This window comes from Bacillus sp. BSL6 (assembly GCF_052928345.1).
This window is the reverse complement of record NZ_JAVGCW010000005.1, coordinates 288,677-300,849: the sequence shown is the minus strand read 5'-3', so window position 1 is coordinate 300,849 and position 12,173 is coordinate 288,677. Positions and strand designations below refer to the sequence as shown.

General features: G+C 33.0%; 15 protein-coding genes and 3 pseudogenes. 10 read left to right on the top strand and 8 right to left on the bottom strand.

From position 1 onward, the window contains the following. Positions 1-43: 43 nt before the first annotated feature. The gene (locus RCJ96_RS18350) at positions 44-1,063 is read right to left on the bottom strand and encodes a zinc-binding alcohol dehydrogenase family protein (protein WP_316151969.1); all 1,020 of its coding nucleotides are present in this window, start codon (positions 1,061-1,063) and stop codon (positions 44-46) included. Positions 1,064-1,373: 310 nt separating this feature from the next. On the opposite strand from RCJ96_RS18350, the gene RCJ96_RS18345 reads away from it, so the two are divergent. The 4 genes and pseudogenes from RCJ96_RS18345 to RCJ96_RS18330 all read left to right on the top strand — a co-directional run. Next, positions 1,374-1,703 (top strand): PadR family transcriptional regulator, encoded by a 330-nt coding sequence (locus tag RCJ96_RS18345; protein WP_001102641.1) that lies wholly within the window; start codon positions 1,374-1,376, stop codon positions 1,701-1,703. Further along, positions 1,690-2,253 (top strand): HAAS signaling domain-containing protein, encoded by a 564-nt coding sequence (locus RCJ96_RS18340; protein ID WP_270794262.1) that lies wholly within the window; start codon positions 1,690-1,692, stop codon positions 2,251-2,253. Before RCJ96_RS18345 ends, RCJ96_RS18340 begins: the two co-directional genes overlap by 14 nt. Beyond that, entirely contained in the window at positions 2,243-3,106 is an 864-nt protein-coding gene (locus RCJ96_RS18335) for a DUF4097 family beta strand repeat-containing protein (protein ID WP_074606779.1), read from the top strand. Before RCJ96_RS18340 ends, RCJ96_RS18335 begins: the two co-directional genes overlap by 11 nt. A gap of 5 nt (positions 3,107-3,111) precedes the next feature. Next, positions 3,112-3,426, top strand: a pseudogene (locus tag RCJ96_RS18330) (quorum-quenching N-acyl homoserine lactonase AiiA); the annotation flags it as partial. Between the two features lie 40 nt (positions 3,427-3,466). Here the strand turns inward: RCJ96_RS18330 and RCJ96_RS18325 are convergent. The 3 genes from RCJ96_RS18325 to RCJ96_RS18315 form a co-directional block, all read right to left on the bottom strand. Beyond that, entirely contained in the window at positions 3,467-3,961 is a 495-nt protein-coding gene (locus RCJ96_RS18325; RefSeq protein ID WP_074606777.1) for a hypothetical protein, read from the bottom strand. A gap of 89 nt (positions 3,962-4,050) precedes the next feature. Further along, positions 4,051-4,515: a DMT family transporter gene (locus RCJ96_RS18320; RefSeq protein WP_073541280.1), complete on the bottom strand. Its 465-nt coding sequence runs from the start codon at positions 4,513-4,515 to the stop codon at positions 4,051-4,053. Positions 4,516-4,528: 13 nt separating this feature from the next. After that, positions 4,529-4,975 (bottom strand): DMT family transporter, encoded by a 447-nt coding sequence (locus RCJ96_RS18315; protein ID WP_316151979.1) that lies wholly within the window; start codon positions 4,973-4,975, stop codon positions 4,529-4,531. 108 nt (positions 4,976-5,083) lie between these two features. Between RCJ96_RS18315 and RCJ96_RS18310 the strand changes: the two genes are divergently transcribed. The 4 genes from RCJ96_RS18310 (at position 5,084) to RCJ96_RS18295 (ending at position 8,238) form a co-directional block, all read left to right on the top strand. After that, positions 5,084-5,776, top strand: a complete 693-nt coding sequence (locus tag RCJ96_RS18310; RefSeq protein WP_316151981.1) for a cyclic nucleotide-binding domain-containing protein — start codon at positions 5,084-5,086, stop codon at positions 5,774-5,776. Between the two features lie 21 nt (positions 5,777-5,797). Further along, entirely contained in the window at positions 5,798-6,529 is a 732-nt protein-coding gene (locus tag RCJ96_RS18305; RefSeq protein ID WP_316151983.1) for a metallophosphoesterase family protein, read from the top strand. A gap of 139 nt (positions 6,530-6,668) precedes the next feature. Beyond that, positions 6,669-7,712 (top strand): flavin-containing monooxygenase, encoded by a 1,044-nt coding sequence (locus RCJ96_RS18300; protein ID WP_074606770.1) that lies wholly within the window; start codon positions 6,669-6,671, stop codon positions 7,710-7,712. A 277-nt stretch (positions 7,713-7,989) separates the two neighbouring features. Then, on the top strand, positions 7,990-8,238 hold the full coding sequence (locus tag RCJ96_RS18295) for a hypothetical protein (protein WP_074606768.1): 249 nt from the start codon (positions 7,990-7,992) through the stop codon (positions 8,236-8,238). Between the two features lie 35 nt (positions 8,239-8,273). On the opposite strand, the gene RCJ96_RS18290 is transcribed toward RCJ96_RS18295, so the two are convergent. Together RCJ96_RS18290 and RCJ96_RS18285 are read right to left on the bottom strand one after the other, a co-directional pair. After that, positions 8,274-9,311 carry a serine hydrolase domain-containing protein gene (locus RCJ96_RS18290; protein ID WP_270794268.1) on the bottom strand — a complete coding sequence of 346 codons (1,038 nt, stop codon included), beginning with the start codon at positions 9,309-9,311 and terminating at the stop codon, positions 8,274-8,276. A 110-nt stretch (positions 9,312-9,421) separates the two neighbouring features. Further along, complete coding sequence (locus tag RCJ96_RS18285) at positions 9,422-9,616, bottom strand: hypothetical protein (protein ID WP_270794420.1); 195 nt, start codon at positions 9,614-9,616, stop codon at positions 9,422-9,424. 132 nt (positions 9,617-9,748) lie between these two features. On the opposite strand from RCJ96_RS18285, the gene RCJ96_RS18280 reads away from it, so the two are divergent. Continuing rightward, positions 9,749-10,030 carry a hypothetical protein gene (locus tag RCJ96_RS18280; RefSeq protein ID WP_074606762.1) on the top strand — a complete coding sequence of 94 codons (282 nt, stop codon included), beginning with the start codon at positions 9,749-9,751 and terminating at the stop codon, positions 10,028-10,030. Between the two features lie 28 nt (positions 10,031-10,058). Here RCJ96_RS18280 and RCJ96_RS18275 read toward each other — a convergent pair. Continuing rightward, positions 10,059-10,151, bottom strand: a pseudogene (locus tag RCJ96_RS18275) (DUF3784 domain-containing protein); the annotation flags it as partial. On the opposite strand from RCJ96_RS18275, the pseudogene bla reads away from it, so the two are divergent. After that, positions 10,141-10,617, top strand: a pseudogene (gene bla / locus RCJ96_RS18270) (subclass B1 metallo-beta-lactamase); the annotation flags it as partial. The pseudogenes RCJ96_RS18275 and bla sit on opposite strands and share 11 nt — an antisense overlap. Before the next feature lie 451 nt (positions 10,618-11,068). On the opposite strand, the gene RCJ96_RS18265 reads toward bla, so the two are convergent. Next, on the bottom strand, positions 11,069-12,121 hold the full coding sequence (locus tag RCJ96_RS18265) for a hypothetical protein (RefSeq protein WP_316151989.1): 1,053 nt from the start codon (positions 12,119-12,121) through the stop codon (positions 11,069-11,071). Positions 12,122-12,173: the final 52 nt, after the last annotated feature.

The following is a 12,173-nucleotide window of genomic DNA, read 5'->3' as shown; positions in this document are numbered from 1 at the left end:
ATAAAAAGTCCGATTTCTTATTTAGAAATCGGACTTTTTACTATTAAAACTTTTCTAAAACGATTTTCCCGATGGTGCGTCCGCTTTCAAGTAGTGCATGTGCTTTCTTTACATTTTCAGCGTTAATTGGTGTGAATGTTTCATTTAAAGTAGTCTTTAAAATGCCTTCATCTAGTAGTTCGCTTACTTTATTTAATAGTTCATGCTGCGTGATCATGTCTCCAGTTTCATACATCGCTTTTGTAAACATAAACTCCCAAACGAGTGTAGCACTTTTACTTTTTAAAATGCCCATCTCAAGAGGGTGTTCATTTTCTACGATAGAGCAAATTTTTCCTTGTGGTTTAATGAGGTCACATATTGCTTGCCAATGTTGATCTGTATTGTTTAGGCAGAAAATATAATCTACATCTTTTAGCCCAAACTCTAATATTTGTTCTTGTAAAGGTTGGTGATGGTTAATGATATAATCGGCACCGAATTTTTCAACCCAGTGTATCGTTTCATTGCGGGATGCAGTTGTGATAACATTTAGTCCGGCCCATTTCGCAAGTTGAATGGCAATTGAACCTACACCACCAGCACCGCCTATAATTAAAATGTTTTTAAAGGAGTTCGTATCTTTCTTATTATAATCAATACCTAAACGTTCGAATAAACCTTCCCAAGCTGTAATAGCTGTTAACGGAAGTGCTGCAGATTCAGCATCACTTAACGTTTTTGGTTTTTTACCAACGATTCTTTCATCAACGAGGTGGTATTCACTATATGTACCTTGTCTCGTAATGCTTCCAGCGTAAAACACTTCATCGCCTTCTTTAAATAACGTACAACTTTCGCCAGTTTGTACAACAACACCACTCGCATCCCAGCCAAGTATTTTCGCTACCTCTTCTTTTTTCTCTTTTGGAGATCGAACTTTTGTATCAACTGGATTAACGGAAATAGCGTTAATTTTAACGAGTATATCTCTTCCTGTGGCAACAGGTTTTTCAACTTCTAGATCAATTAAACTGTTTTCTTCTTCAATAGGTAAGTATTCATGTAAACCAATTGCTTTCATTTGTATTCCCTCCATTAAAGTAAGAGTCATTTACTCTTTTATTATAGTAGGTGGAGTGTCATTATGTAAAAAAGTTAAGTCCTTTCTATTTTGTAAAAGGCCTGTTTCAGCATCATGTAGTACCGTGTAACTGGAGAGGATTCGCCATCGTTTTGATTTTATAGGCGTCGGATGAAAGTTATACTTATTTTTCCAGTGTACCTTGCAATGAACAATACTGAGTGTTATATTATACTTGTGGTTACTTATTATAAAACGGTACTGAACAATAAATAGTAGTGAATATCAATTAGAATAGGGTGAATGAATATTGAATGTACAATTTAAAAAAGGAGTTTTAGAACTTTGTGTTCTTGTCTTACTTGATAAGCAAGACCGTTATGGGTATGAATTAGTTCGAAGTATTTCCAATCGAATTGAAATATCAGAAGGGTCTGTTTATCCTCTACTGCGTAGATTAACTAAAGAAGAATATTTTACAACGTATTTACAGGAGTCTTCAGAAGGTCCTTCAAGGAAGTATTATACGCTGACGGATAAAGGTAGAACGTATTTGTACCAACTTTTGAGGGAATGGAATGAGTTCTCACAAGGTGTCAATCAATTAATAAAAGAAGGTGTAAGTAATGACGAAAAATGAATTTTTACAACAATTAAATGCATCTCTAAAAAGATTATCTGAAAAAGAGCGTGCAGATATTTTAAAAGATTATGAAGAACATTTTACTTTCGGATTAGAGGAAGGGAAAAGTGAAAAAGAAATTGTAGCTTCATTAGGTTCTCCAGCTCAAATCGCCAAAGAGTTATTAGCAGATTATCATATTGAGAAAGTAACAACAAGTGCAACAACAGGAAATGTTTTTCGTGCAATTTGGGCAGTAATTGGATTAGGTTTTTTCAATTTGTTAATCGTACTTGCACCTGCAATTACATTAGCGGCATTGATTTTTTCAGGTTGGGTTCTAGGTATCTCATTTTTAGGTGCACCATTACTTGTTTTAGTTGATACGATTATACATCCAAATACATTCTTGTTATTTAATCTTTTCGTTTCTTTAGCACTTTGTGGACTTGGATATTTCATTGTTATTGCTATGTTATTTTTAACGAAGTTAGCAACGAAAGGATTTGTTCGTTATTTAAAGTTCAATATAGCACTAGTAAAAGGTGGTTTGAAGCATGATAAATAAGAAGAGTTTCTCAATCATTGCAGGTATTATTTTCATTATTGGTATTATCGGAAGTTTATTCACTTATCGTTCAATTGCTGCGGTACCAATTTCAGAAGAAAAGGTCATTAATAATAATGTGTCAAGCGTCATTATCGATACGAATAATGTTCGTGTTAACATCAACCCTACAACAGGTAGTAACGTGAAAATAAAATTAGATGGTGAGGTTAATCCAAACGTAAAAAGAACATTAGCTACGGATGAGAAAGATTCAACGCTTCTTATTTCTTATAAAGAAAAACAACAGAGTTGGTTCAACTTTAATATTTCTGAAGTGTTGGCGCCATTAACATTAAATGTGTATCTACCTGAAAAACAATATGAATCATTAAAAGTTTCCAATAATAATGGCTACGTTTCTGCTAAAAAACTAAACGCAACAAATTTTAATATCAATACAAGCAATGGACGTGTTGAATTAAGAGAAATCAATTCGCCAAAAATTATTGCGGAAACAAACAATGGAATTATGGATTTCAAAGATGTATTGGCACAAAATATTCATGTGAAATCGAACAACGGACGAATAATGCTAGACCATGTTGAAGGTGAAATAGAGGGGCAAACTAAAAATGGAAGTCTTACTCTGAAAACGAATGAACTGGATCGAAATCTCAATTTTACGACTCACAATGGAAAAATTAATATTGAAACTGAAAAAGAACCAACTAATGTTCAATTTAATGTTTCTGTTGACAATGGCAGAGCAAATATCCTTGATAAATATAATGGAAATACGGTTATTGGAAAAGGAGAAAATGTAATTAAATTAAACACACATAACGGAAATATTACAGTGGAAAAACAATAGCATATCTGCCAAATTTAAACTACAAAATTATTGAAGGTGATTATGAAGTGGTACCTGGTGTTCGGTTATTGTATACACCAGGACATCAGTCATTATTAATTGAGACGGAAAAAAACGGTCCTGTACTATTAACGATTGATGCATCTTATACGAAAGAAAATTTTGAAGATGAAGTGCCGTTTGCGGGATTTGATTCGGAATTAGCTTTATCTTCAATTAAACGTTTAAAAGAAGTTGTGACAAAAGAGAAACCAATTATTTTCTTTGGACATGATATAGAACAGGAAAAGGGTTGTAAAGTATTTCCTGAATATGTATAGTGCAAAAAGTCATGAGCTTACGTGCTCATGACTTTTTCGGTTAAATAATTTTTTTGAATAAGTTATAAACCTTTTTTGAGCTATCTTCATTTAATTGATAGTACTTGAGGTTTACATCATCAGGAGTATCTTGCTGAGCAATCATCACTTCGCTACTGTGATGATCAACTACCCATATGAAATATTTTTTATAAGTTCCATCTTCGAAAGTAATCCACATATCACAATCTATTAAATCTGATCCTTCTTCATCTAATGTTAATTTTCCTTTTTTTGCGGTATCCATACTATTAATAAACGTTTTTAATTCATCTGTTTTTGTGAGGAAGAGATCTTTTTTTGTTTTAATGGATTCGACATGTATATCTTTTATTTCCTGTTTTCCTAAAAAGACAGGGGGCTCATTTGGATCCCTTTGAGTGGAAATAATAGTAGCTTTTTTCTTAGGCTTATTTGCTGTATAGAGATTTTGAATAGATTTTCCAGAGTTTATAAACCATACGATTCCACAAATAATCAATGTGCTACAAAGCAGTAAAATAATTTTCTTAATAGAATATTCTCCTCTCTATTACTTCGTATGAAGAGCTTTTCTATTAATATATGATAGGTAAGCGTAAAGTATTATAGTTGAACGTGGCTATTCTTAACAGTTTTAAGAGGGCGATCAACGAGTAAATTGTAAGTAAGCCCAATTAATACGAAAACACCGCCGATAATCTTTCCAGTTGAGAGTTCATTTGTCAGGAAGAAATCAATGATAGTCCCTGCAAATAACTGTCCGATAAAGATGAGTAACGTTAAATAAAATGCTGATATTTTAGGAGTGATATAGTTCGATAATGAAATAACGATAACGCCTACTAATCCGCCTAAATATACAGCGATAGGTATGGATTGTAACGTATGCATTGGAATATACATTGAATCTGAACTGAAAATTAAAAATAACATAGAGAAAAATAAGCCAGTAATATAATTAAAAAACGTGCCCTCCCAATTTCCAATTTTCGCTGCTAAATTTGCGTTAATAATTCTAGCAACGACGATAGAAACACCAGCTAAAATAGCGATCGTAACATATAACATTTTCTTGCCTCCATTAATAAATTGTCATGATTATAATTCCAGAAGAGATGAAACATAATCCAATTAGTTTTTTCTTTTCAAATTTAGCAACTTTCATTCCTAATAAGCCGAAATGATCAATAACGATGGAAGCAATGGATTGGCCGAGTAAACTTAATGCAATCGTAATAGAGGCACCAAGGACGGAGAAACTTATATTATTAAAAAGAACAGTGAATACCCCAATCGCTCCAGCACTATATAGAAAAAGTGGAATCTCTTTATCGAAACGAATTTTATGTTTGTTTATGATTAAAACGAAAATAACTGCAATTAAACCGACAAGGTGAATGACAACGCTTGCTGTATACTTGCCAATTAACTCAGATAAAATCCCATTCAATGGAAGCATAACGGCGATAAGCACGCCAATAAAGACAGAAAGAAAGTTATACAATGTAATATCCCCTTTGTATTTCATATTTGTAATGAATGTATCATGCTGGAATTGTGTATTACTATGACATATGTCATAGTGGAGGAAGAAAATTTTGATTACAATGGGGATGAGTTGTAAAGGTGGGGGACTATGAAGAAAATATGTAATTCAATTAAATTAGCAGAGTATATGAAACAAAATAACATTGACTCCTTTTTTAGTAATGATATGAAACCGTATATGGAACTTATATTTTTTAAAAAGAATGAGTTTATTTGTAGAGAAAATGAAGAGATAGATTATTTGTTTTTCTTCGTTGAAGGAAAAGCGAAAGCGTTTAATACATTAAGTAACGGGAAATCTGTATTATTATGCTTTTATGATAGTTTGCAGCTGTTAGGAGATGTGGAGTTAATTCATTCTCAAAAGACGGCTTCAAACGTACAAGTAATGGCAGATTCATATTGTGTTGGTGTGCCTTTAGGAAAAGTGAGAAATCAACTATTTCATGATGCGAAATTTTTACGATGTATTTGTGAATCGTTAGCTCATAAATTAAACCGACTTTCAAAAAATAGTACAATTAATTTACTATATCCACTTGAAAACAGACTTGCGAGTTACATGTTAGCAGCGGGAGAACGAGCTGTGCAGCATGGGAATCGAATTGTATTTAGTGGGAATTTAACGGAAACAGCGGAATTGTTAGGGACAAGTTATCGGCATTTATTGCGCACATTAAATATTTTTTGTGATAAAGAGATAATAAAGAAGAATGATGGTTGTTTTGAAGTAGTAAACGTGGAAGTTTTGAGAGAATTGGCGGCAGATGTTTATAAATAATATAGTAAAGTGGGGGTTTAGATGAAAATAGCAATCATTTCAGATGTTCATGGAAATAGTCACGCTTTACAAGCAGTATTAAAAGATTTGGAACGTCGCAAGGTCGAAATGATAATAAATTTAGGAGATAGTGTGTATGGGCCGTTAGATCCTTTAGGGACAATTGAATTATTAATGAATAACGAGATGATACATATTAAGGGCAATTGTGACCGCATGCTCTGGGAACCTATACAACAGCAGTCTGCTACACTAACTTTTGTACAAAATCAATTAACAAAAAATCATATAGATTGGTTAAAACAACATTCTGCACAATTTATTGTAGACGATATGTTATGCTGTCATGGTACACCAACTTCAGATGAGGTGTATTTACTAGAGGAGATGGACGAGAATGGTGCGATATTAAAGAATGAAAAAAATATAATGGATCAACTCCAAAATATTGAGCAAAAAATAATAGTATGCGGTCATACGCACATTCCTAGAGTTGTGTATTTAGCAAACGAAAAAATCGTTATAAATCCGGGGAGTGTAGGACTTCCAGCATACAAAGATGAGTTACCTGTTATGCATAAAATGGAATCAGGAACTCCGCATGCAAAATATGTAGTGATAGAAGAGGTTTTGGGAGAATGGATAATTGAACAAATTTCAGTTCCGTATAATTGGGAAGAAGCTGCTCGGTTAGCTGCTCAACATGAAAGGCATGATTGGGCTCAGGCATTAAGAACTGGTAAGGTAGAATAAAGAGGCGTTTACTTTATGGTAAACTCCTCTTTTTTATTTTGAGTACATATTGAATTATATAAAAATAAAATGTTATGATTATGGAAACATATGAATATATGAACAATTATTCATATGTTTAAGAAGAGGAGGGGTTAGAATGAAAGACCTAATTATTATTGGGGCGGGGCAAGCTGGATTAACAATGGGATATTACTTGAAGCAAGAAGGATATAATTTTTTATTACTTGAGGCAGGAAACCGAGTTGGTGATTCATGGAGAAATCGATATGATTCTTTACAGCTTTTTACTCCGCGGTCTTACAGTAGTTTACCAGGTATGGCGTTAATAGATGAAAAAAATGAATTTCCATATAAAGATGAAATTGCAACATATTTAGAAGAATATGCAAGACATTTTCAATTACCGATCCAATTGCAAACTAAAGTTTTTAAAATAAAGAAAGAAAGAGATATATTCGAATTACATACCCCTACAGAAATTTTACAAACGAAAAAAGTTATTATTGCAACAGGTGGTTTTCAGCAACCGTTTATTCCCTCAGTTTCAGCAAATCTATCATCACATGTTTTTCAAATACATTCATCACAATATAAATCACCATCGCAAATTCCACAGGGGAAAGTACTAGTAGTAGGTGGCGGGAATTCAGGTATGCAAATTGCAGTAGAATTTGCAAAGACTCATGAAGTTACAATGTCTATTAGTCATCCTTTAACGTTTTTACCATTACATCTTTTTAGAAAAAGTATTTTCAATTGGTTAGACAAATTGGGTTTATTGTACGCTGAAGTAAATACAAAGAGGGGAAAATGGTTTCAGAAAAGAAAGGATCCCATTTTTGGATTTGAAGGTAAGGAACTTATTCGTAGTGGAGCAATTAAACTAGAGGGAAAAGTGGTGGGTGCATCAGAAGATAGCATTATGTTTCAAAATGGTAGCACGTATAGTGCAGGGAGTATTATATGGTCAACAGGTTTTATTCAGAATTATAATTGGATTGAAATAGAAAAGGCGGTAAATGAGAATGGATTGCCTAATCATATAAAGGGAATAAGTCCAGTAAGAGGATTATATTATATCGGCTTGCCATGGCAATCTCAAAGGGGTTCTGCACTTATTTGTGGTGTAGGAAAGGATGCGGCGTATTTACTTTCTGAAATCAAAAAAATAGATCAGTAGCAGCGACTACTGATCATCCATATGTACATGAATTAGGAGAGGTCAAACATTTATTAACTTTATTATAATAGACTTTCAAAAGAATAAAAACTGAAAATTCTAATTTTATGTTGAGAAAGTTTTTTGTATCGAAATATATAAAAGAATAAGGGTTTTTAGTAAAAGGAAATATGATATTTATATTTTACTAAAGTGTGATATAGTCTATATAGGAATTATTTCCTTTAATTGGGTTTTTATAGCCTTTACATTTTTAAAGTAGAAAGGGGAAGCGATTGTGAAGTTTGATGATCAACGCCTACTAGGAGTACGATTAGGTTCTGTACTTGTAACAGAAGAAAATCAATATTTAGTAATAAAGAAAAAAGATCATTATGCATTATTAAATATACATAATTTAGAATGCACACATGTTGAAGTGCAGCTAGAACATATTGAAGAAATGTTGCGGGAAGATTTCCAAGAAAGTATAACGGAGATTATCGCACCGGAACAGATAAAAATTGTTGCGAAAAATGTTATATAAGAAAGAAGCTGAAAGGAACAGCTTCTTTCTTTTCATTATAAGGATAACGTTTTTAAAACGTCACCAATAATCCCTTCCATTTGATGAACACCTAAGTCAGCGTTCGTCATTATAATAGCGCCATTACCTCGGTATGGATAGCATATCATCATACATTGAAATCCAACGCCCCATCCGAGTGAATAAATTTGTAAGTCTTCATTCGAATCATCTAGAAAAACACCCAGTCCAGTCCATTTTGAGCAACCTTGAGGAGAAATCATATCTTGAACTGTTTTTTGAGAAAGTTTTAGTTTGCCTTTTCCTTGTAAGGAATGAATGATTTCAATTACTAAAGTTGATAAGTCAGTTGGTGTTGTCCAAATACCTGAAGCAGCTGCGAATGGATAAAATGGATACTTCTCATTTGTAACGGTGCCATCTTTATTATGTCCGCAAGCAAAAGCATCGGTTTTATCTATGTCTTCAGGAGAGAAGATTGTACTATTCTTCATTTGCAGTGGTTGAAATATATATTCTTCTAGTAAAAGGTTGAATGGCTTTCCAGTTATATCTTCAAGTAGTATTTCGATTATACAAAAGTTTGCATCCGAGTAGTGAAATTCGCTTTCTGGTTTATAAGTTACTTCTATCGGTACTGGGCAATATGGTGTTTTACCGGCAAGGAGTTCAGACATATTTGGTTGCCCATGTGCAAGTGTATAATGTTCAAAACTATTAGGGGGATCAATAATTCCAGATTGATGACTTAATAAGTTTCGCAATGTGACTTTTTTCTGTGAGGTAAGTAGATTGTTAGGTATGTTCCAAGATGTGAATCTATCATTTATGTCTGCATCTAAATGCACGATTTCTTGATCTGACAATGTCATTACGAGCATTGTAGTGATGAATTTACTAATTGAGCAAGAATTGAATATAGAATTCGTAGTTACCGTTCTAGTTGTTCCGGATTCAAGTGTTCCGAAAGCAATCGCTTCGTCTAGTTTGCTGTTGCGTATAACGGCAAGACTTAAACATGCAACGGAATATTGGTTCATTTTCTCGTATATATTGTTACTTTTTAAGTTCATAGTGACTCCTTTCTTATAAGAGACAGAATATTAGTTCTATTATATGGTATTTAATAGAGAGAATGATAGAAAAGAAAAAACTTCATCTTTTATCGATGAAGTTTTTTTAGTTAATTCGAAGTGAATGCTTTAAAAAATTTGTCTCGGTACATGTACATAAGCCATGTGGCTGTTAGTAAGGAAATAATGCTTACTTTGTTTTGAATTGGCGCATTGAAAACAAGCCAGCCAACGATATCAAATAATACATGTAGTGTAATTGAAAGAACTACAAATTGTAGTAACGTCTTAAAAAATCTTTTTATAAAGTGTCCCCCTGAAATAAAAGGTTTATCAACAGTGTTGTATATTACTATTATACATTAAATGTGTTTAATGGTAAAATTTACATAAGTTAGTGAAATAAAACAAATGAAAGCTAATGAGGAGGGATATTCATGGAGTTTTGGATGATCATACCGATAGCGATCTTTGGGTTTATTTATATCGTTGAAAAGTTAAACAAAATTGAAAAGAAAACGGATGTGCGTTTAAAGCGAATGGAAGATAGATTACAGCTAATTACGAAAGAAATGGAAATTATAGATAGAGAACCTGAGATTAATAAAGAGTTGCGTCAGCTTATGGAAGAAGGAAAAACAGTTACAGCAGTTAAGAGAGTAAGAGAAGCTTTTGGCTTTTCTTTACTAGAAGCGAAGCAATATGTTGATAAATTATAAAAAGATCATCCATGTGGGTGATCTTTTTTCAATGCACCATACGTGTGTTTACATAAGCAGCGATTATAACGTGTCCAATTATAATGATAGGAACTAAGATTTTGACATTAGGAGTAGAAAAGAAATTTAAGAAGCGCGTAACAGATGTCATTATTACACATGCACACGCTGATCGAATTGGTGGAATGAAAACATTGAAAGAAAGAGGCATTAAAGCGCATAGTACAGCATTGACTGCGGAACTAGCAAAGAAAAATGGATATGAAGAACCACTTGGAGACTTACAAACCATTACGAATTTGAAGTTTGGAAATATGAAAGTAGAAACATTTTATCCAGGGAAGGGACATACAGAAGATAATATCGTCGTGTGGTTACCGCAATATAACATTTTAGCTGGAGGTTGTTTAGTAAAATCTGCAGATGCCAAAGATTTAGGAAACGTTGCGGATGCGTACGTAAATGAATGGTCCACATCAATTGAGAATGTGCTGAAGCGATATAGAAATATAAATTTGGTAGTACCTGGTCATGGAGAAGTAGGGGACAGGGGATTACTTTTACATACATTAGATTTATTAAAATAAGAAATTGTAGAAATACAAAAGAGAGGAGAAATAATTTTCTCCTCGCTTTCTTCTAACTATATTTAAATGCGAAGTCCGCATACGTTACTGAGATTTTAATTCCAAGTATACAAATACCAGTACCGTCATAATTGCGATAACAACGTAAGTAGCATCAAGCATAATAAGTGTTTTTAAAGTTTCAGTCATCCTCATTCACCCCTGGTATAAAAAATATAACATAATCTCTTACCAATTAAATCAGAGATTATAAAGATAACAATGTACATGAAATTTATTAAGTAGATTCTATATAAATATATCATATAAATAATGTAAACAATGTTAAGGTAATGTAAATGTATTGTAAAGAAAGGGGCGGTTCATCATGTCTGTAAATCTATTCATTTATAAATGCTATGTATCTCTCGTGTGCCGGATAGAACACAGTTATAACATGTGAAAAATAAATTCATTTTGACAAATCAATCACGATGGTAGCTGTTACTACATTTTCCTCTAATACTTCTACCTGTACTTGTTCATCGTTTCTCCAATTGATATTAAAGTTATCTGTCGTATACATTTCCTTAAGAGTGACCTCTTTATATTTTTCTAAAATGCTACCTCTTTTCCCATAATAGATTCTTACAGTTGAACTGGGACTTGGTCCTTTTGATTTTATTGTTTCTCTAAGCTCGATAATATTTATTAAATTTGGAGATTCACTTTTTTGAAAGGTAAAGGAACTGACCACTTTTTGTACCTTCTTAAAAACAGGACCATTAGATTTATTTGATACATTAAATTCCACAACTTCAGGTACGGATTCTTTGCCTCGCAGTGTTATCGTTGCTTCATAATCGTTTTTCCAATCTACGAAAACGTTTGAGGAATCGAGACGTTCTCCCTCATTTGCAATACTTATGTCAAAATGTTCCCATAAGCCGTATTTAATTCTGACGGGAGAGGAACCATGAGAAGAGTCTGAATCTATTTTCACTACTTTAATCGTATTTTTATTATTTGGAGAATGACTTTTTTTAAGTGTAATGTCCTGTAAATACAAAATGTAAGACAAACAGCCTACTACTAAAATAATTGGAATTACAATACGTAAGGCAGTAATTGGACGACCTCGTGTTCTTTTTTTCTTAGTGCTTTTACTATTTTGTTCAAGGTCTTTTTCAATACTCGTTGGAGCTATTACTTTTGGCGGGCGAATAAGCCACCAAACGAAAGCTATAAGTAGTAAGAAAAGAGGTATTCCTTGAATAAAGAAAAATCCTTTCCAAAAATCAAGTGCAGTACTATATGGAGAATCCGTCGCCATCCCACCTATAAAAAGTGCCATTGGGCTTACAAGTATATTTATCCCTAAAGCGATCAATACGAATGAAAGATTTTTATTTCTAATTTTTCGTGACCCAGCCATAATAAACAGAAATACTGCAATACCGAGTATAAGAAACAGTGTTCCGTAGTAAACCATCATATTATCCCTCCATAACTTTAATTGTACCATCAGTAAGGAAAATTTTGTGAAATGTTAGGTGGATATGATATTTGTATTCCTT

Coding starts and splice junctions, on each gene's coding strand:
- RCJ96_RS18300 (WP_074606770.1), top strand. CDS start 6,669: ATGAAAGACCTAATTATTATTGGGGCGGGGCAAGCTGGATTAACAATG.
- RCJ96_RS18335 (WP_074606779.1), top strand. CDS start 2,243: ATGATAAATAAGAAGAGTTTCTCAATCATTGCAGGTATTATTTTCATT.
- RCJ96_RS18290 (WP_270794268.1), bottom strand. CDS start 9,311: ATGAACTTAAAAAGTAACAATATATACGAGAAAATGAACCAATATTCC.
- RCJ96_RS18305 (WP_316151983.1), top strand. CDS start 5,798: ATGAAAATAGCAATCATTTCAGATGTTCATGGAAATAGTCACGCTTTA.
- RCJ96_RS18350 (WP_316151969.1), bottom strand. CDS start 1,063: ATGAAAGCAATTGGTTTACATGAATACTTACCTATTGAAGAAGAAAAC.
- RCJ96_RS18265 (WP_316151989.1), bottom strand. CDS start 12,121: ATGGTACAATTAAAGTTATGGAGGGATAATATGATGGTTTACTACGGA.
- RCJ96_RS18320 (WP_073541280.1), bottom strand. CDS start 4,515: ATGTTATATGTTACGATCGCTATTTTAGCTGGTGTTTCTATCGTCGTT.
- RCJ96_RS18310 (WP_316151981.1), top strand. CDS start 5,084: ATGAAGAAAATATGTAATTCAATTAAATTAGCAGAGTATATGAAACAA.
- RCJ96_RS18315 (WP_316151979.1), bottom strand. CDS start 4,975: ATGAAATACAAAGGGGATATTACATTGTATAACTTTCTTTCTGTCTTT.
- RCJ96_RS18280 (WP_074606762.1), top strand. CDS start 9,749: ATGGAGTTTTGGATGATCATACCGATAGCGATCTTTGGGTTTATTTAT.
- RCJ96_RS18340 (WP_270794262.1), top strand. CDS start 1,690: ATGACGAAAAATGAATTTTTACAACAATTAAATGCATCTCTAAAAAGA.